The 17,753-nt window shown below is 67.3% G+C and carries 18 protein-coding genes and 1 pseudogene; 15 read left to right on the forward strand and 4 right to left on the reverse strand.

The features are described from left to right. Positions 1 to 6 precede the first annotated feature (6 nt). Positions 7 to 1,107: a ferritin-like domain-containing protein gene (locus OG385_RS07750; RefSeq protein WP_266853086.1), complete on the reverse strand. Its 1,101-nt coding sequence runs from the start codon at positions 1,105 to 1,107 to the stop codon at positions 7 to 9. Positions 1,108 to 1,234: 127 nt separating this feature from the next. Between OG385_RS07750 and OG385_RS07755 the strand changes: the two genes are divergently transcribed. The 7 genes from OG385_RS07755 to OG385_RS07785 all read left to right on the forward strand — a co-directional run bounded on the left by OG385_RS07755 (position 1,235) and on the right by OG385_RS07785 (position 8,588). Beyond that, the gene (locus OG385_RS07755; RefSeq protein ID WP_266853088.1) at positions 1,235 to 2,167 is read left to right on the forward strand and encodes a diiron oxygenase; all 933 of its coding nucleotides are present in this window, start codon (positions 1,235 to 1,237) and stop codon (positions 2,165 to 2,167) included. A 494-nt stretch (positions 2,168 to 2,661) separates the two neighbouring features. Next, entirely contained in the window at positions 2,662 to 3,126 is a 465-nt protein-coding gene (locus OG385_RS07760; RefSeq protein ID WP_266853090.1) for a hypothetical protein, read from the forward strand. An 88-nt stretch (positions 3,127 to 3,214) separates the two neighbouring features. Continuing rightward, on the forward strand, positions 3,215 to 4,558 hold the full coding sequence (locus OG385_RS07765) for an RICIN domain-containing protein (protein WP_266853092.1): 1,344 nt from the start codon (positions 3,215 to 3,217) through the stop codon (positions 4,556 to 4,558). 316 nt (positions 4,559 to 4,874) lie between these two features. Then, complete coding sequence (locus OG385_RS07770) at positions 4,875 to 5,963, forward strand: Hint domain-containing protein (protein WP_266860703.1); 1,089 nt, start codon at positions 4,875 to 4,877, stop codon at positions 5,961 to 5,963. Then, the gene (locus OG385_RS07775; protein WP_266853094.1) at positions 5,926 to 6,339 is read left to right on the forward strand and encodes a hypothetical protein; all 414 of its coding nucleotides are present in this window, start codon (positions 5,926 to 5,928) and stop codon (positions 6,337 to 6,339) included. The genes OG385_RS07770 and OG385_RS07775 overlap by 38 nt, the downstream gene beginning before the upstream one ends. 491 nt (positions 6,340 to 6,830) lie before the next feature. After that, positions 6,831 to 7,220 (forward strand): hypothetical protein, encoded by a 390-nt coding sequence (locus OG385_RS07780; protein WP_266853096.1) that lies wholly within the window; start codon positions 6,831 to 6,833, stop codon positions 7,218 to 7,220. A gap of 279 nt (positions 7,221 to 7,499) precedes the next feature. After that, entirely contained in the window at positions 7,500 to 8,588 is a 1,089-nt protein-coding gene (locus OG385_RS07785) for a MerR family transcriptional regulator (protein WP_266853097.1), read from the forward strand. Between the two features lie 93 nt (positions 8,589 to 8,681). Here the strand turns inward: OG385_RS07785 and OG385_RS07790 are convergent, their stop codons facing one another. Continuing rightward, complete coding sequence (locus tag OG385_RS07790; protein ID WP_266853099.1) at positions 8,682 to 9,215, reverse strand: PadR family transcriptional regulator; 534 nt, start codon at positions 9,213 to 9,215, stop codon at positions 8,682 to 8,684. A gap of 101 nt (positions 9,216 to 9,316) precedes the next feature. Between OG385_RS07790 and OG385_RS07795 the strand changes: the two genes are divergently transcribed. The 5 genes from OG385_RS07795 (at position 9,317) to OG385_RS07815 (ending at position 13,511) form a co-directional block, all read left to right on the forward strand. Next, the gene (locus OG385_RS07795) at positions 9,317 to 10,117 is read left to right on the forward strand and encodes an alpha/beta fold hydrolase (protein WP_266853101.1); all 801 of its coding nucleotides are present in this window, start codon (positions 9,317 to 9,319) and stop codon (positions 10,115 to 10,117) included. A gap of 308 nt (positions 10,118 to 10,425) precedes the next feature. Further along, complete coding sequence (locus OG385_RS07800; RefSeq protein ID WP_266853103.1) at positions 10,426 to 10,986, forward strand: DUF3291 domain-containing protein; 561 nt, start codon at positions 10,426 to 10,428, stop codon at positions 10,984 to 10,986. A 284-nt stretch (positions 10,987 to 11,270) separates the two neighbouring features. Then, a complete protein-coding gene (locus OG385_RS07805; RefSeq protein ID WP_266853105.1) occupies positions 11,271 to 11,927 on the forward strand; it encodes a DinB family protein in 657 nt (218 codons plus the stop codon). Between the two features lie 91 nt (positions 11,928 to 12,018). After that, entirely contained in the window at positions 12,019 to 12,522 is a 504-nt protein-coding gene (locus OG385_RS07810; RefSeq protein WP_266853107.1) for an SMI1/KNR4 family protein, read from the forward strand. 233 nt (positions 12,523 to 12,755) lie between these two features. Further along, positions 12,756 to 13,511, forward strand: a complete 756-nt coding sequence (locus OG385_RS07815) for a phosphotransferase family protein (protein ID WP_266853108.1) — start codon at positions 12,756 to 12,758, stop codon at positions 13,509 to 13,511. 66 nt (positions 13,512 to 13,577) lie between these two features. On the opposite strand, the gene OG385_RS07820 is transcribed toward OG385_RS07815, so the two are convergent. Further along, a complete protein-coding gene (locus OG385_RS07820; RefSeq protein WP_266853110.1) occupies positions 13,578 to 13,826 on the reverse strand; it encodes a transposase in 249 nt (82 codons plus the stop codon). Positions 13,827 to 13,996: 170 nt separating this feature from the next. On the opposite strand from OG385_RS07820, the gene OG385_RS07825 reads away from it, so the two are divergent. Next, positions 13,997 to 14,779 carry a dienelactone hydrolase family protein gene (locus OG385_RS07825; protein ID WP_266853112.1) on the forward strand — a complete coding sequence of 261 codons (783 nt, stop codon included), beginning with the start codon at positions 13,997 to 13,999 and terminating at the stop codon, positions 14,777 to 14,779. Between the two features lie 231 nt (positions 14,780 to 15,010). Here the strand turns inward: OG385_RS07825 and OG385_RS07830 are convergent, their stop codons facing one another. Continuing rightward, positions 15,011 to 16,237: a 4-hydroxybenzoate 3-monooxygenase gene (locus OG385_RS07830; RefSeq protein ID WP_266853114.1), complete on the reverse strand. Its 1,227-nt coding sequence runs from the start codon at positions 16,235 to 16,237 to the stop codon at positions 15,011 to 15,013. Between the two features lie 161 nt (positions 16,238 to 16,398). On the opposite strand from OG385_RS07830, the gene OG385_RS07835 reads away from it, so the two are divergent. Next, the gene (locus tag OG385_RS07835) at positions 16,399 to 17,130 is read left to right on the forward strand and encodes a TetR/AcrR family transcriptional regulator (protein ID WP_266853116.1); all 732 of its coding nucleotides are present in this window, start codon (positions 16,399 to 16,401) and stop codon (positions 17,128 to 17,130) included. A 223-nt stretch (positions 17,131 to 17,353) separates the two neighbouring features. Next, positions 17,354 to 17,611 (forward strand): annotated as a pseudogene (locus tag OG385_RS07840) (hypothetical protein); the annotation flags it as partial. Between the last annotated feature and the right edge of the window lie 142 nt (positions 17,612 to 17,753).

Raw genomic sequence — 17,753 nt, forward strand, 5'->3', positions numbered from 1 at the left:
AGCGCCTCAGGCTCCGTCCGCGATCGCCGACTCCACCTCGGCGACCCGCTCCTGCTCCTCCTGCGCGAACCGCTCCCGGTCGAGCTGCTCGGCTATCTCCTCGTCCTGCGACATCAGCAGGTCCAGGTTCGAGTTGCCCATCTCGAAGACGCCCATGTCGACGTACGCCTTCTGCAGCCGCTTGCCCCAGAGGCCGATGTCCTTGACGCACGGGACGATCCGGCTGAACAGCAACTGCCGGAAGAGCGTGAGGAATTCGGACTGCTCCGAGAGCTCCTCGGCCTCCTTCTTCGCGATGCCGAAGTTCTCCAGGACCTCCACGCCGCGCAGCCGGTCGCGCATCAGGTAGCAGCCCTCGATGACGAACTCCTCGCGCTCCCGCAGTTCGGCGTCGGTCAGCTGCTTGTAGTAGTCGCGGAGCGCCATCCGCCCGAAGGCCACGTGGCGGGCCTCGTCCTGCATCACGTACGCCAGGATCTGCTTGGGCAGCGGCTTGTCGGTGGTGTCGCGGATCATGCCGAAGGCGGCGAGCGCCAGACCTTCGATGAGGACCTGCATCCCCAGGTACGGCATGTCCCAGCGGGAGTCGCGCAGGGTGTCGCCGAGCAGTGCCTGGAGATTGTCGTTGATCGGGTAGAGCATCCCGATCTTCTCGTGCAGGAAGCGGCCGTATATCTCGGCGTGCCTGGCCTCGTCCATGGTCTGGGTGGCCGAGTAGAACTTGGCGTCCATGTCGGGTGCGGACTCCACGATCCGGGCCGCGCACACCATCGCGCCCTGCTCACCGTGGAGGAACTGGCTGAACTGCCAGGACGTGTAGTGCTTGCGCAGCTCGCCCCGGTCGCGTTCGGTCATCTTCGCCCAGTGGGGCGTTCCGTACAGGGTCATCGCCTCGTCGGGCGTACCGAGCGGGTCGTACGGGTCCACTTCGAGCGACCAGTCGATACGCTTCGCGCCGTCCCACTGCTTGTCCTTGCCCTTCTGGTACAGGGCGAGGAGCCGGTCGCGCCCTTCGTCGTACTCCCAGCTGAAACGGGCCGAACCCGACGCGGGTATCTGCCAGTTGGGCTCGGCCGGTCCCTTGGTATAGAGCTCATGCGTCGACATACCTGGCAGGCTCACACGTTGGTAGACGCCGGGTCAACAAGTCGCGCGCAAGGGATTGACCATCTTACTGACAAGCAGTCTTATAAGAGGTGACCACCGGTAACCCCAAGCGCGAGGTACCTCAGAGATGACGACAGCGACCGAACGCGAAGTGCTCCGTGACGCCCTCGGCCTGCTCAGGGACCGCGAACAAGTGGCCGAGCGCCTCCTCGAATCGTCCGCCAAGCACTCCTTCGACCCGGACAAGGAACTGGACTGGGTGGCCCCCGTCGAGGACGGCAAGTGGTTCTGGCCGCCCGAGCTCGTATCGCTCTACGACACCCCGCTCTGGCGGAAGATGTCCGAGGACCAGCGGATGGAGCTCGCCCGGCACGAAGCGGCCTCGCTCGCCTCGCTCGGCATCTGGTTCGAGATCATCCTGATGCAGCTGCTCGTCCGGCACATCTACGACAAGTCGGTGACAAGCAATCACGTGCGGTACGCGCTCACCGAGATAGCCGACGAGTGCCGGCACTCGATGATGTTCGCAAGGATGATCCAGAAGGGCGGGGCGCCGTCGTACCCGGTCCCGCGGATGTACCACAACCTGGCGCGGGTACTGAAGACCGTGTCGACCACCCCCGGTTCCTTCGCGGCGACCCTGCTGGGCGAGGAGATCCTCGACTATATGCAGCGGCTGACCTTCCCCGACGAGCGCGTACAGACCCTGGTCCGCGGGGTGACCCGGATCCATGTGGTCGAGGAGGCGCGCCATGTCCGTTACGCACGGGAGGAGTTGCGCCGCCAGATGGTCACCGCGCCGCGCTGGGAACAGCACTTCACGAGGCTCAGCTGCGGCGAGGCGGCGCGGGTCTTCTCCACCTGCTTCATCAACCCCCAGGTGTACACGAACACCGGCCTGGACCGCCGCGAGGCCGTGGCCCAGGTCAAGGCGAGCGGCCACCGCGCGGAGGTCATGCAGAGCGGCGCCAAGCGGCTGACGGACTTCCTGGACGACATCGGCGTACTGCGGGGCGCGGGGCGCAGGCTGTGGGTCAGCTCGGGGCTGCTGGCGAAGTAGGGCGGCCGGGGCCGGGCCGGGCACGCGAGGGCGTCATCGGGAGGCGCGGTGAGCGGCGTGGGATTCCCGCTCGCAAGAGATCGATTTTCGGTCAGTTCCGTCCCCGGACCCAGGCTTTCACCTCACACACCCTTCACAACTTTCTCACAGCTAATCCGTAGTGTGCGCACGGGAGTTACCCGTTCACAGAGGTCCATCTACTCGCTGATGCGATCGAGTCAACGCCGTAGTCATCGCTTGCAGCAGTCCGTTGACCTGTGCCTATAGCGCGTTCCGCGCCTCGGCGGGGATGTTGACGCACCCCGCCGGTGGCGTTGACCGAACTGGCATTCCGGGGGGGGGCCGCACACAGCGCCTGAGGAGGCCCGCTTCTTCCAAGCGCGGTCCCTCCTGCCTCCCTTCGGTGTGCCCATCACCTCCGAAGGGATACTCCGTTGCGCCCAGGACCGTGGTTCCGTATGCCCGGATTTCGAAGATCCGGAATCCTGACCCCGGTGGTCACGTCCGTGGCCGCCCTCGCCGTTCTCGGCGGACTGACCGTGCGCCCGGACCTGCTGGATCTCGGACGGAGTGCCGAGTCGGCGAGTGACTCGTACAACTGGTACGAGGACACGGCTGCCGAACAGCTCCGTCAGGACCAGTGCTTGATGGGCGATGTGCCGCGTCTGGGCGGCCCGTCGATGGCCAAGACCGCACAGGGTGGCCTCAACCAGACCCCGGACCAGCTGCGGGTACTGGCCGACCGGCAGTACTGGCAGAAGACTCCGCTCGCCACCGCGTACACGGCGGACCGCGAGGCGGCGGGCAAGGAACTGGACACCCTTGGCGCCCGGCCGGGCGCGTGGCAGAAGCCGCTCTCGGGCCTGGAGAGCCCGGCCGGTTTCACCGACGCCGACTTCCAGTGGCTCCGGGATCACCCGGGAGCGGGACGGACGACTTCTACTCCCAGACGGGTCTGAGCCCCTGGATCGCCGACCACTTCTGGAAGAACGAGAGCGACTTCTACCAGGACTCCACCCCCAGGCTGATGCGAAGACGCTGAAGGCAGTGAACGCCGTCGGCGCTCCGCTCTACGGCAAGGACCCCGACCCCACCGGCCTGTCGAAAGACGACTGGGACCGTGCGGTTGCCGAACACGATGCTTTCGAATGGCTGCAGGGAGAGCCGGCCGGGAGCGCGGGCGCGGACGACGCTCGCATCTTCCTTGCGTCCGGCGGCTTCCCCCACACGGCTCCGCAACCGGGAAGCGCGGAGTACCGGATCGCCGTCGAGGATCTGAAGTCCCGGTTCGCCGGCTGTGCGTGGCGTGACCCGGTCGATCCGGACAAGGTGCTCGGAGGCATATCGGCCACTGCTGCCGCGGAGTGGCAGCAGGAGATCGCCTCCCAGCAGGTGCAGCGCAACCAGGTCCTGGACGCGAACGCCACGGCCACGAAGGCCCTCGCCACCGGGGCCAAGGCGCTGGGCGAGCTGCTGGGCCAGTCCTGGATCGCTGACCATCTCGCCCGCTGGCAGGACTACTGGTCGCCGGGCGGTGCCGGATGGATCGGCGACGCCCCGGGGGTGATCGAGGTGCACGCGGCGAAGGGCAAATGCCTGGACGTGCAGAGTGCCGCGAAGACCGACGGCACCCCGGTCCAGGTGTACACATGCAACGGTTCCGCGGCGCAGGCGTGGCGGGTGTACGGCGACGATGTGGGTCTTCACCTGCAGAACGTGAACTCCAACAAGTGCCTCGACGTGAACGGGAACGCCGCGGTCAACGGCACGCAGATCCAGATCTGGGGGTGCCACGAAAACCCGGCGCAGACCTGGGAGTACAACCTCCACGCCACTACGAGCCTGAAGAACGTCGGTACCGGCAAGTGCCTCGACCTGCACACGTTCGCCGACGGCCTCAACTCGCAGCTGTACACGTGCAACAACACCGCTGCGCAGCAGTTCGACATCAAGCCGTCCGGGCACACCGGTCAGGTTCCGCCGAAGGCACAGTTCGACCAGGCCACCAAGGGCGTCACCGACGCCCAGGCGGCCGCGAAGAAGCAGCTCGCCGCCCTCAAGGTGCAGGCCGCAGCGGCGAAGACGGCCGCCACGACCTCGGACACGGCCGAGACCGCCGCGTACGCCGTCGCGGACAAGAACGGCGCGCCACGGGGCCGTGGCCTGCTGGTCGGAGAGCAGAAGGCGCAGGTCACCCAGGGGGCATCTGCCGCTCTTGCGGCGATGGTGAAGGCGGGCGAGACCGCCGAGGCCGCCACCCGCGTATCCGGTGGGGACAGCGAAGGACGCGCGCGCAGCGGCCGACCGCGCCGACGCTGCCGCCACCGAAGCCGAACAGGCCGCGAAGGATGCCGCCAAGTACGCCAAGGAAGCCCAGGACGCCGCCGATAGGTCGGAGGCCCAGGGCAAGAACGACCAGATTACGAACGGGGCCACCACCGGCATCGGCAATGTGTTCTACGTCGTCGATCACATCGAGACAATCGGCGACCCGGAGGTTCTGAAGAAGGACAACTGCAACCCGATCGTTCACACCGGCGACTGCACGATCACCGCAAAGATCCACTTCAACGCGATCATCGACCTCTACCTGTGCACTGCCGAGGACATGCCCGCAACCGAGTCCGGGTGCCCGGCCCCGGACACAGCGTTCCTGGGATCCCAGCCACTCAAGGACCAGACCTATGAGGTCAAGCACACCCTCTCGATGGCTGAGTTCAATGCGGGAATCGACCCGGTAAAGATCCTTCTCGGCGACTTCATCGAATGCGCCCAGAGAATCACGCCCGGCGGCGAGAGCGGAAGCTTCACAGGTTGCGCATGGGCCGCAACCTGGTTCGTCGGCGGTAAGGCGCTCGCTGCGGCTGCCGAAGCAGTTCGTGCTCTCGATGCCTCCCTCAGGACCGGCATCGGAATCGGAGACGCCTGGAAAGGCCTCAAGGCTGTTGGCCTCTCCGAAGACGCGATCGCCGGCATCGCGAAGACAGAAGGCAGGGAGCTGGCCACAGGGTGCAAGGTCAACAGCTTCCCCGCCGGCACGCGGGTTCTGCTGGCTGACGGAACGTCCAGGGCGATCGACACGATCTCCGATGGCGACCAACTGCTGGCAACCGATCCGAACACAGGCGCCACCCGGAGCGCACAGGTCACCGCGACCTTCTCTCATCATGCCGACCAGTTCGTGGACATCACGACGGCGGACGGCGGACGAGTCCGCACCACACCGGGACACCGGCTGTACGTGCCGGGCAGTGGATGGGTACTGGCATCCGACCTGCATCCCCGTGACCGTCTTCGTTCCCCCGCCGCAGGCCCTGCGGACTCTGTGGTGCGTGTACGGACCGTGCATGTACCGCAGGCGGTCTGGGACTTGACCGTTGCTGACCTCCACACGTTTTACGTCCTCGCCGGATCCACGCCGGTTCTCGTCCACAACTGTGACGGACAGTTGAGCGAGGAGCTGTACGCGGAAATCGAACACACTCATGGGCAGGATGTCGCTGATGGAGTGGACTGGATGGCAGACCGAATGCACGACGGTAGCGCAACCGCTCTCGATCACGAGATCCCCGGGATCGGCCACAACCTGACCGCCCTCGGTGACTATCTCGCTGATTGGCGCGGTCGCCTCAATTACAACGACGTGAAGCAAGGATCCCGGGTCGCGTACGATCAAGCACGAGGCACGCTCGTAGTCGAGAACTCCTACATGATCCACGCGTATCAGTACGACTACGCGAAGTTCAAAAAGCTTGTGGATGAAGGCAGGTACGTCCTGCAGAAAACTGAGGGATAAAGTCGTGAGGAGAGAAATCCCGACTGTGGCCCGCAGGGGTGATGGCTTCGCAGTCAGATTCACCAAGTGGCAGCGAGACCTCCTCGCAGGTTCAATCGAGCCCGTGACGAACCTTAGGACAGAGGAAGCTGTTCTGATTCGAACCGGTTTCACCAAGAATCAGATCACCCAAATAGAATCAAGCCTCGACGGCCTGGAAGAACACACGTACTCGGTCAAGGAATTGCACGTCATCTATTCCGTGCTCGTCTCGGTATGCAGCATGTTCGGACCGGAGGAAGCATTCCATACCAGGACCGGATTCTTCCGAGAGAACGCCCTGGGCCTCGCAGAGGGCCTGGTCAAGGCAGTCGGAGACGCCAGAACAGATTCGTGACACGGCAGTGAGCGACATCAACGCCACGTAGGACCGTAGGCGCCGCGTCACTCCTCCGGAATTTCTGCCGGGGGAGTGACCAGGCTCCACCATGGTGATGCGCTCCTCGACGCGGCCCTTGTTCTCGAAGTGCTCGACTCGGCTTGCGCGTTCCGCACCGCCCTGCTTGCCGGTCGCACCGAGAACAACGCACACATCGTCGCTGTTCACAGACATCTGTTGCTCCCTCCGAAGTAATACGAGGAGCGCGGCCAGCGTACTGGAGACCTCCAGCGGGATCTCGACACCGAGCCGGCCGTGGACGAAGAGCGCGGGCACCGCCAAACCTATCCGAGGCCACCGCGGGCGCGAAGAGGGACGCTGCGGTCAAGGCCGCCGACGCGGCGAAGGCGCAACCGATGCAAGGACCGCGGCCAACGCGGCGGATATCACGTTCTGCAGAAAAGAGGGCAGAGTAGTGGACATACCCGAACGGAACTGGGACGCACTGAATGGGTGAGATGACACCGGAGTCCACCGGTTCCGAAATCTTCCGATCCGACAGGTACTTCAGGGTCTGGCAGTACGCTGTCGGTCATCGCAGGCTACTCCTCCGTAGTAGCCAGGACAGGTCGCCGGACACCCGGATCGAAATCTACTTCGCCAACGTCGATCTCATGCTTCTCCGTCCCAGCTACGACAGTTTGGTCATCCGTCGCGCCGACGACGAGGAATGCAGGAAGACCGGCCTCGACTACGGGGTGGAAGTCAAGCCTGGGCGTCTGTTCTTGCTGGGTGGCGACCTGAGAAGCTTCGTCGTTTCGGCCCCTCCACAGTGGCATGAGGATGAGGGCACGATGGACGACCCATCATGGTTTGGCCCCATGCGGGGAACGCACTGAAAACAGCATCGGGAGGCCGCTTCACCAAGGGGTCTCCCGATGCTCTCTGCCCGCTCACCACGCCGGTCATCAGTAACCGAAGCCCAGCACGAACCTCCGCGGCCCACACTGGTGGACACCCGATACTCGTTCGCGGGAACCGACTTACGGCAGCCGCACAGGGCCCCAGACATCCCATTCCCGAACCGGCCCGCCCGAGCCGTTCGGCGAACACTTGACCCTCACGTGGCGTCATGCCGCATTGTCGGTGCCGTGGAAGAACACCTGACCGTGGGACGCGTGGCACAGCTGGCCGGCGTGAGCGTCCGCACGCTGCACCACTACGACGAGATCGGCCTCGTGCGGCCGTCCGCGCGGACCACCGCCGGCTACCGGACGTACTCGGCGGGCGATGTGGAGCGACTGCGGGAGGTGCTGGCCTACCGGCGGCTGGGATTCGGACTACGCGAGATCGCGGATCTGATTGACGACCCGGGCACCGACGCGGTCGCTCACCTGCACCGGCTGCGTGGCCTGCTGCTGGAACAGCGCGATCGCGCCGGTGCCATGGTGACAGCCATAGACACGGAATTGAGGGCACGGGCGATGGGCATCAGGACGACATCAGAGGACCAACTCAGGGCGTTCGGCGCGCAGTTGTACGAGGTCATCGGGTCCGCTTACCCGGCGACGCGGCGCACCGAGCCGCGGATCGCCGCGCGGGTATGGGACGCACTCGGGGACGCACGGACCGTATTGAACGTCGGGGCCGGCACCGGCTCCTACGAGCCCCCCGACCGCGACGTGACCGCGGCGGAACCGCCGGCGGTCATGCGGACACAGCGTCCCGTGGGCGCGGCGCCGTGTGTGGCCGCCGGTGCGGAGAACCTCCCGTTCGAGAACCGGTCCTTCGACGCCGCGATGGCCTTCAGCACCGTTCATCACTGGCACGACCCGATCGCCGGGCTGCGTGAGATGCGGCGCGTGGCCCGCCGCGTAGTGGTGCTCACACACGACGCCAGTGACAACGGCTGGCGTCACCGGTTCTGGCTCACCCGCGACTACCTGCCTGAGGTCGCCGGCCTCGTCGCCGGCCGCCCCTCGGTTGACCAGCCGGCCCGCTCGATCGGAGCCCGCATGGAGCCGGTGCTCATCCCGTGGGACTGCGCCGACGGCTTCCTGGAGGCCTGCTGGCGCAGGCCCGAGGCGTATCTGGACGAACATGTGCGCCGCGCGGTGTCGGTGTGGACCAGAGTCGGGCCGGAGGCAGAGCAGCGGGCCGTGAACGGGCTCCGCGACGACCTTTCCTCGGGCCGGTGGGCCGAGCGCAACGGTGACCTCGTCGATCTCGACACGGCAGAGCTCGGCCTCCGCCTGCTCGTAGCCTGAACGCCTGCTCGTCGCCTGAACCATCGTGGGCGAACGCTGTCAGAGGTGCTGACCCGCCGGAATCAGCAGACGGTGCCGCTGCCTCACGAAGCCCTACCGAGTGGGCTGTGCCAGCTCGGCGATGGTGCGCTCCAGCCAGGCGTGGTCGGCCTTGCTGGTGGCGTGGGCGAGTTGGAGCATCCCGCGGCGGAAGCGGTCGGTCATCTCGCGGGCGCGCAGCGGGCGGCCGTCCTCGTAGAAGTAGCTGCCGGGCTCGTCCATGAATGCGAGGCGGCGACGTAGTACGTGCACCTGGTCGGCGGGGCTCGGCAACTGGCCGAGGAAGGCGAGCAGGATGAAGAAGGAATTGCGGTCGGTGACTTCGAGTTCGGCGGGCTCGCGCAGACGGCGCATGAGTTCGGCGCGGCCGGATTCGGTGAGGGAGAGGACCTGGCGAGGAGTGGCCCGTTCACCGGGCTCGGTGTGGCGGGTGAGGTGTCCGGCGGCTTCCAGGCGCTTGATCGCGGGGTAGAGGGCGCCGTCGCTCACGGGACGCACGTGGCCGCTGAGCCCGGAGATGCGGGCACGCAGGTCGTACGCGTGAAGGGGCTCCTCGTTGAGGAATCCGAGGATGCAGAGGGTGAGCACCGGGCCTCCGGGGTGCGTACTTCGCGGTCGTCGTGGCTGCCCAGGGTAGCCGCATCGGGAACTTTAACTCGAATAGAGTTACCTCTGTTAGAGTCAAAACCATGACGACGGCAACCACGCGGCACTTCCACACTCCGGACGGCATACGGCTCGCCTATATCGACCTGGGCGGCGCAGGCCGCCCCGTCCTCGCACTGCACGGCGCCTACGGACGCGGCCGTTCCATGCTCGGGCTCGCCACCCACCTCGGACCCGGCTACCGGCTCATCGCACTCGACCAGCGCGGACACGGCCTCTCCGACCACCCCGACGACTACGGTCGCGATGGCTACATCGCCGACGCGGCAGCGCTCGTCGAACACCTCGGACTCGGCCCCGTCGCGGCCGTCGGACACTCGCTGGGCGGCATCACCGCATACCAACTGGCCGCGAGGCGACCGGAACTGGTCTCGGCCGTGGTCGTGCTGGACTTCCCGGCGGAATACCGGGCGTCGCTGGGCGACGATCAGCTGCGCGCGCTCCCGACGCACTTCCCGAGCATGTGCGCGATGCTGGACGCGCTCGCGTTCGTGGACGAGCCCCGGCACTTCACCGAGAGCGCGGTGGAGGAACCGGAGGGCTGGCGATTCCTGTGGCGGGCCGACGAGGTCCAGGCCGCCAAGGCCGCGGTCCGAGGCGACTGGTGGGACGACTTCACCGGCGCCAAGCAGCCGCTGATGGTCGTACGGGGCAGACACAGCGCGGTCGTCCCGCGCCGGCACGCAGAGGAGATGATCCGTCGCCGGCCCGGCACGGAAGTCGTGACGATCGACGGCCACCACGACTTCTACATCACGCATCAGGCTGAACTGGGCGCGACAGTAAGGACCTTCCTCGACCGCACGGCCCCACTGGCGGGGTAACGCCTGCACTCGGCCACTTCCGTCTGTACTCGACCACTTCCGTTCCAGCGGCCGTCGCGACACCCACCCCAGTTCCCGTAAGGACGTGTGCACGGAGCCACTTGGACGGGGAAAGCGCAACTTCGACATGGACCGCAGAGGCAGCTACCTTCACCTGGTCTTCAGCGGTCGCCCACGGCCGCACAGGGGTTCCTTCAGGCTGAGCCACCCGTGACGCGACGAGTTGGTCATGCCCCACGATTCCCCGCCCCCATGCGTAAGGCACCGAACCGGGCCCACACCAGGCACCCCCAACCAGGGAGAGACGCATGCCCCATCTTGTTCTGTACACATTCGGCGTCCTGAAGTCACCTCTCGCCGATCCCACCCCCCTCACGCGCGAGTTCTACGACATCGGTGAGGCCGTCTACCGGAAAATCAGTCAGCACCCCGGATACCTCGCGCATGCCGAAGCGGCAAACGGCGACCTGGGCGAGCTCTTCGGGGCGGACTGGGGTATATGGGGAGAGTTCGCTGTACCGACTTGGTACGGCAAGGGCCATACGGTGGAAACCACCGCCCTGGCCGCGACCCTCTCACTCTGGACCGACCTGCACCCCGCCTTCGACGCCATCTATACCGGTCTGCACCGTGAGGCGCTGAACAGGCGTTACGACTGGTTCGAGAGGACAGGACACCCGAGTCACGTGCTCTGGTGGGTCTCCGACGGCGTGACACCCACCTGGCAGGACGGGGTTTCCAGGCTGGAACACCTCCACGACCACGGCTCCGCGCCGCACGCCTTCACCTTCCACCACGCGTACGCCCCGGACGGAACTCCGGCCAGGATCAACGGCATCGGGCCGAAAGGCGACCAGGTTCACCGATAGGGAAGCCAGATCGACCGGGTTCGCTGTCAGACACCTCGATCGAATGACGGCGAACGTCAGTGACCGAACGGGGTCGGCGAGCGTAGGACGTCCTGTCCTGCGTGGTCGTTCTGCCCGGCGTGGTCGTTGAGCCATATCGCATATCGCCGCGGTCAGGTCGAGGATGCGCTGCATGGAGTTCGGCACCGGGGAATCGCCGGGGCCGAGTTCGCCGGGTTGCGCGGGCCGTGATCAAAGACAGGCGTGGCTCCCTCGACTCCTTCAAGCCGGGATACGGTCCTGCCATGTCCCGATCAGCCGAGATTGGCCCTTCCCCGTCCCCCGTGACCGCGGACGACCTCGACCTTGCCGTGCAGCTCGCGCTGGCGGTCCTCCGCAAGGCGCCCCCAGCCGTGTGGGACGAGAAGGCGGGTTCGCTGGAATGGAACTGCTGGGAGACCGTCGAGCACCTCAGCGACGACCTCTTCGCATACGCCGCACAACTGGGCCCCAGAACACCGCCCTTGGATGGCGAGGTGCCTTTCGTGTGGGAGAGCCGGCGGCCCGGCGGCCCCGCGAACGCCATTCACGCGGACCGTGAAGCCGGGCCCACGGGACTGTTGCAGGTGCTGGAGGCGAGTGGCGCACTACTGGTCGCCATGGTCCGCACGACTCCCCCAGAGGTCCGCGCCCACCACGCATTCGGCATCTCCGACCCCGAGGGCTTCGCCGCGATGGGCATCGTGGAGACCCTGGTGCACACGCACGACCTGACCCAAGGGCTCGGGCTTGCCTGGAACCCACCCGCCGATCTGTGCTCACGGGTACTCGCCCGGCTGTTTCCGAACGCCCTGGAGTCCACGGATCCCTGGCCGACCCTGCTGTGGGCCACCGGACGCGCCGAACTGCCCGGACGCCCGCGTCTGACCTCATGGCGCTGGGACGGCACACCCCGGGCGTAGCGCCGAGCGACGCGCTCCGGCGCCTACGCGGAGCCGGCAGGTGGCAGGCGGCAGGCGGCAGGCGGCAGGCGGCAGCGGCTGAAGACGGCCGGTGGAGCAGAGAGAAGTAATCCGAGTGACGAGAGCTGTGTCGGCAAGCAAGCGGGTCATCCGAATGGTTCGCGAGAACGAGGGCGCCACGAACCACGGTGACGGCTGCGACGCGAGGACGCTTGCCACCGCGGAGCGCAAGCTCGGCCTCGTGTTCCCGCCGTCCTACAGATGCCTCCTCTCAGAGTTCGGTACCTGGGACATTGCCGGGACTGAGTTCATCGGGGTGTACAAGACGTCTGCCCTTGGGGATGTCCTGCTGGGATCTGTCGGGCAGACTCTGCAGGCCCGAAGAGAGGTCGGACTGCCACATGACCTCATCGTCGTCATGGTCGACGACGTGTGGGCATACGTTGTTCTTGACGCCTCCCGGGAAGATCATGCTGGCGAGTACCCCGTGTGCGCATGGAATCCGGGACTACCGGACCGCGACAGCATGGAGAGAGTCGGAGACGATTTCGGTTCTTTCGCTCTCAAGGAATGCCAACGAGCCATGGGGCTGTAGCAACTGGCCCTGAATGGCCGGGCGATGAGGAATTGACGGGTGTGGGCCTGCGTTCCAGTGATCCCACCCGAACCCGACTATCGACAGCAGTTGTTCACCGTCTCGGGAGGCAGTCGGATCGGCCCTGGCGATGTGTATGGGAACGGGCTCTGGCACACATCCCGTGACGCGCACACGTTGAGTAACGTGGAATTTGCTGAGAGTTCGAGGTCAAGATCGTGCACGGTAGAGGGATGTCTGAGTCGTCCTTGCCTGGTGGGTCGTCCTTGCCTGGTGGCTTTATCAATCACGTGGTGCGCGTCGGCGCCACGGTGCGCCGGCCCGCATCGGCCAGTACGGGGTTCATCGGCGACCTGCTGAAGATGTTTGAGGCCAGCGGCTGGCCCGGTGCACCGCGCTACTGCGGCATCGACGAGGAGGGCCGGGAGGTCCTCACCTACCTCGAAGGGCATGTGGCCTGGGAACCACAGCAGCCGCCGGCCGTGTACTCCGACGAGAGTCTGCTGCGGGTCACGCAGCTTGTGCGGGAGTTCCACGACCTGACGGCAGGCACGGCACTGGCCGGATCACATGAGGTCGTATGTCATAACGACCTCTCGCCCAAGAACACGGTCTATCGACCTGTCAGCGGCGCCTTGCGCCCGGTGGCCTTTATCGACTGGGATCTGGCAGCCCCAGGAGCGCGCATCCATGATGTCGCCCACGTTTGTTGGCAGTACCTCGGACTCGGGCCCAGCGTCGAAGACGCCTCCGAAGCTGCGCGAAAGTTGCGGTTGATCGCTGACAGTTATGAGCTCGTGGAGCGGCGTGATCTCGTCTCTGCGATCTTGTGGTGGCAGGAGAGGTGTTGGCGCGGTATTGAGGCTGCTGCGGACTCTGGAGACCTTGCGATGATCCGTCTCCGTGACGTTGGGGCAGTGACAGAGGTGCAGGAGGCGTATCAGTGGGTCTCTGATCACCGGGTGAATATGGATCGCGTCTTGTACTGACCAACTTGGTGCCGGTCATCTCACGAACAAGAACGGGTTATGGCTGAATATGTGCTGCCGCTCTCCTTACGACAGCAGAACTCGTTTGCGGAGAAGTCGGAAGCCGGCCCGGCCGAACATCTGGCGCTTGAGCATCTTGATGCGGTTGACGTGACCCTCGACGACCCCCGAGCTCCAGGGCAGGGTGAGGCCGGCGATGACGGCATCCCGGTCGCGGTCGATGCCTGCGGCGAGGGTGTGGAGGCTGGGCAGGCCGTCCTTGCGGACGGCGTCGAGCCACTCCGGTAGCCGTTCGCCCTCGCGCTCGGTGAGCATTCGGGCGAAGGACCGGACGTGCCTGGTGAGGGGTCCAGCTCCGGGCAGTGGGCCAGCACGGCCTTGAGCCGCAACTGTTCGCTCTCTGTGAGGCTTTCGGGGCGCGCGCTGTTCTGCCAGCGGCAGAACAGCGGCCGGACCGGGCTCGACGATCACTACAGTCCCGTCTCATGACGACGATTACGACGCGTACGGTCGAGTATCCGGCCGACGGTTTGACGATGATCGGGCACCTCGCGCTCCCGGCCGGCGTCGACCGCCGGCCCGCGGTGCTGATCGGGCCAGAGGGCATGGGGCTCAGCGACGTCGAGCGTCGCCGGGCCGATACTCTCGCCGAGCTGGGATATGTAGCGCTGGCCTTCGACCTTCACGGCGGGCGCTATTTGGGCGACCCCGAGGAGATGCTGGCCCGTTGCCTGCCGCTGCTCGCTGATCCCGACCGGATGCGGGGCATCGGCCATGCGGCGCTCGACGTGTTGCGCACCGAACCGCGGACCGACCCCGACCGGATCGCCGCCGTCGGCTACGGCACCGGGGGCGCCATCGGGCTGGAACTCGGGCGCGATGGCGTCAACCTGCGCGCGATCGGGACAGTCAACGCAACTACCACGGGCCGACCGGGCGAGGCGGCGCGCATTCGCTGCCCGGTGTGGGCCGGGGTCGGGTCGGAAGACCCGATCATGCCGCCCGTGCGACGGAACGCGTTCACCGCCGAGATGCAGGCCGCGGGCGTCGACTGGCGCCTCTCGGTCTACGGCGGCGCCTTGCACGCCTTCCACCACCCGCCGGTCGACCACCCCATGGTCCCCGGCGTCGGCTACCACCCACAGCACGCGCAGCGAGCCTGGCGCGACGTCGTCGACCTGCTCGCCGAGTGCCTGCCCGTGACGGAGGGCCTGGGGTATGACCCAGGCCCTCCATTGGCACCTGGCCTGGTCGGCGTCGGGCACTGACAGTCCCTTCCCCTCAAGTCCGCACAGCAGAACCGCATACGGGAAGATGCTCGATTGCAGAGACGTATGCACAACTGCCGCAGTGAATGCCGGATTTACTGCGACGGAGCCCCTGCCGTGATCGTCGCGACCTGCTCGCCGACCGCTGAGGCGTGGTCCTGGGGCCCGTCCCCCGCAAGGTGGTGTGGGCAGAGATCTACCTCGTACCGTGACTGCGCCGGCCATCCGCGGTCACCGCCCGCCTTCCTCCCCCATGTACTGCCCCGCGAACGCCCTGGCCGCGGTTCCGGATTCCAGGATTCGCCCCAGCCGGGCCCGCGCCGTGCCCGCACGGAAGCGGTCGCCCGACGATGCCCCGTGCAGTACGTCCGAGAGCCACTGCGAGAACTCCTGGTACTGCCAGACGCGCCGCAGGGCCGCCTCCGAGTACCCGGCGAGCCCGGCGCCGTTGTCATCGTCGTCGGAGTCGGCGCCCGGGGTGGCCGCGATCAGCGCGTCCGCGAGCAGCAGCGCGTCGTGGATCGCGAGGTTCATCCCCTTCGCCGCGATCGGTGCGACCAGATGTGCCGCGTCGCCCGCGAGATGGAGACGGCCGTGGGACATCGGCTCCACCACGTAGTTGTGCATGTCCAGGACCACCTTCTCCACGAGCGTTCCCTCCGTGAGCGGACGGGCCCCGTCCGCGGCGAGGCGGGTGTGCAGTTCGTGCCAGACGCGCTCGTGCGGCCAGTCGTCCGGGGTGTCGCCGGGCGGGACCTGGAGGTAGTACCGGGTGACCTCGGGGCCGCGGGCCATATGGGCGCCGAACCCGCGCTCGTGGATGCCGAAGACCACGCCGTCCGCGGACGGCGGTGCCTGGGCGAGCAGCGCCAGCCAGGCGACCCCGTCGTCGCGGCGGCTGACCGTGACCCGGCCCTCGGGTATCGCGGCCCGCGCGACTCCCCGTGCGCCGTCGCAGCCCGCCACGTAGTCGCACACGACGCGGTGCCGCGAGCCGGTCAGCGGGTCGGTGTACGAGACCACGGGCCGGTCGCCGCCGATGCCGTCAAGACGTACGTCCCGGACGCCGAAGCGGGCGTCGCCCGCTCCCTTGTCCGCGTACGAGGCGATCAGATCGGTCACCAGCCGCGGCTGCGGATAGACGAAATGCCGCCGGCCGGACAGCTCGGCCGTCGGCACGGTGTGCCGCTCGCCGCCGAACCGGAACTCGAACTCGCCCTGGGTCTCGGCCTGGACGGCTATCCGCTCCGCGAGGCCGTGCTCGGCGAGCGCCCGTACCGCCCACTCCTCCATGAACCCGGCACGCGGCCGGCGCTCGATGAAATCTCTGCTCTCCGCTTCCAGCAGCACGCAGTCCACGCCGCTGTCGTGCAGCCGGTTCGCCACCACGAGCCCGGCGGGACCGGCCCCGATGATGACGACGGAGGTGTGCGTGAGGACGGGAAGAGCCGAGGACACGTGGGGGTTCCCTTCGGTTCGGGGCGGGACCGGAGACCGGGCGAACGCCGGCCGGAATCGCGGAACGATCACTCGCAGTATGGCGGTGGCGCCGCGGCGGCCGGATCCGGGGCGCTCCCCGGAACGTGCCCCGCCGTGAACACCGGGATTACGCTGCGGTCATGACCCCCGCAGCGATCCCCGCGTACCGACGCCTCAGCGTCGAGGAGCGCCGTGTCCAGCTCCTCGACGCGGCCCTGTCGCTCTTCGCGCACCGGGCGCCCGACGAGGTCTCGCTCGACGACGTCGCCGAGGCGGCCGGGGTCTCCCGGCCGCTCGTCTACCGCTACTTCCCCGGCGGCAAGCAGCAGTTGTACGAGAAGGCGCTGCGCTCGGCGGCCGACCAGCTCGAACTCTGCTTCGCCGAGCCGCAGACCGGCCCGCTCACCGTACGGCTGGCACGGGTGCTCGACCGCTATCTCGCCTTCGTGGACGAGCACGACGCCGGGTTCTCGGCGCTGCTCCAGGGCGGCAGCGTCGCCGAGACGTCCCGCACCGGGGCGATCGTGGACGAGGTGCGGCGGGCCGCGGCCGAGCAGATCCTCGTCCACCTCGGGGTCGGCGCACCAGGTCCGCGGCTGCGCATGATGGTGCGGACCTGGATCGCCGCCGTCGAGGCCGCCTCGCTGATCTGGCTGGACGAGGAGAAGCAGCCGCCCGTCGGTGAGCTGCGCGACTGGCTGATCGACCATCTCATCGCGCTGCTGGCGGCGACGGCCGGGACGGACCCTCAGGCCGCGGCGGCCGTCAGGACCGCGCTGGCCGACGAGCGGCCCGAAGGCGCGGTCGGAGTCCTGGCCAACCGGCTGCTGCCCGTGGTGGACGAGGCCGCGCGGCTGCTGGGCGGCGTCTGACGCGGGCACCGCGTCAGCGGGGGGGCGCCTCAGCGAAGAGGCGGGCGCCGTCCGTGGCGGCCGGGGTGCTGCGTCCGTGGCGGCCGGGGTGCTGCGTCCGTGGCGGCCGGGCCGCCATCCGCGACCGCTGTCCTTCCGCTACCGCTGTCCTTCCGCTAGGGCTGTCCTTCCGCTACGGCTGTCCGACCGCGGGGCTGCCGGGGTGCTGCGTCAGACTGGCCCGGTGAAGAGCGAAGAGACCCTGTTCGAGGGCGGTCCGCTGGACGGGCGGATCCTGCCCGTCCTGCTCGGCCCGACCGGTCAGCCGCCCAAGGTGTACGAGGTTCCCGTCCCGGACGCCGGGGGCGGGCCGCCGACCGTACTCGTCTATGTCCGCACCCCGGCCGGCCATACCAGGCGTCTCGGGATTCAGCACGGCTGGAAGTACGCGTACGCACCGGACGGCCGGCCCCGCACGCTGAAGTGGCCCTGGTCGAAACCGGACGTGCAACCGGACGTGAAGCCCGACGTGAAACCGGACAGGACATCGGACAGGACGCCGGACAGGAAGCCGGACGAGGGGCCTGATGCTGATGCCGAGTCAGGCGGTGGGCCGGGCAGCGGTTCCGGGTGAGCCGGTGGCC

It is taken from the genome of Streptomyces sp. NBC_01306 (genome assembly GCF_026340465.1).
Classification (GTDB): domain Bacteria; phylum Actinomycetota; class Actinomycetes; order Streptomycetales; family Streptomycetaceae; genus Streptomyces.

What these genes read in the sequence shown, in the direction of transcription:
- OG385_RS07750 (WP_266853086.1), bottom strand. Translation starts at nt 1,107, where the DNA reads ATGTCGACGCATGAGCTCTATACCAAGGGACCGGCCGAGCCCAACTGG.
- OG385_RS07755 (WP_266853088.1), top strand. Translation starts at nt 1,235, where the DNA reads ATGACGACAGCGACCGAACGCGAAGTGCTCCGTGACGCCCTCGGCCTG.
- OG385_RS07770 (WP_266860703.1), top strand. Translation starts at nt 4,875, where the DNA reads ATGGCTGAGTTCAATGCGGGAATCGACCCGGTAAAGATCCTTCTCGGC.
- OG385_RS07775 (WP_266853094.1), top strand. Translation starts at nt 5,926, where the DNA reads ATGAAGGCAGGTACGTCCTGCAGAAAACTGAGGGATAAAGTCGTGAGG.
- OG385_RS07780 (WP_266853096.1), top strand. Translation starts at nt 6,831, where the DNA reads ATGGGTGAGATGACACCGGAGTCCACCGGTTCCGAAATCTTCCGATCC.
- OG385_RS07795 (WP_266853101.1), top strand. Translation starts at nt 9,317, where the DNA reads ATGACGACGGCAACCACGCGGCACTTCCACACTCCGGACGGCATACGG.
- OG385_RS07800 (WP_266853103.1), top strand. Translation starts at nt 10,426, where the DNA reads ATGCCCCATCTTGTTCTGTACACATTCGGCGTCCTGAAGTCACCTCTC.
- OG385_RS07805 (WP_266853105.1), top strand. Translation starts at nt 11,271, where the DNA reads ATGTCCCGATCAGCCGAGATTGGCCCTTCCCCGTCCCCCGTGACCGCG.
- OG385_RS07815 (WP_266853108.1), top strand. Translation starts at nt 12,756, where the DNA reads ATGTCTGAGTCGTCCTTGCCTGGTGGGTCGTCCTTGCCTGGTGGCTTT.
- OG385_RS07820 (WP_266853110.1), bottom strand. Translation starts at nt 13,826, where the DNA reads ATGCTCACCGAGCGCGAGGGCGAACGGCTACCGGAGTGGCTCGACGCC.
- OG385_RS07825 (WP_266853112.1), top strand. Translation starts at nt 13,997, where the DNA reads ATGACGACGATTACGACGCGTACGGTCGAGTATCCGGCCGACGGTTTG.
- OG385_RS07835 (WP_266853116.1), top strand. Translation starts at nt 16,399, where the DNA reads ATGACCCCCGCAGCGATCCCCGCGTACCGACGCCTCAGCGTCGAGGAG.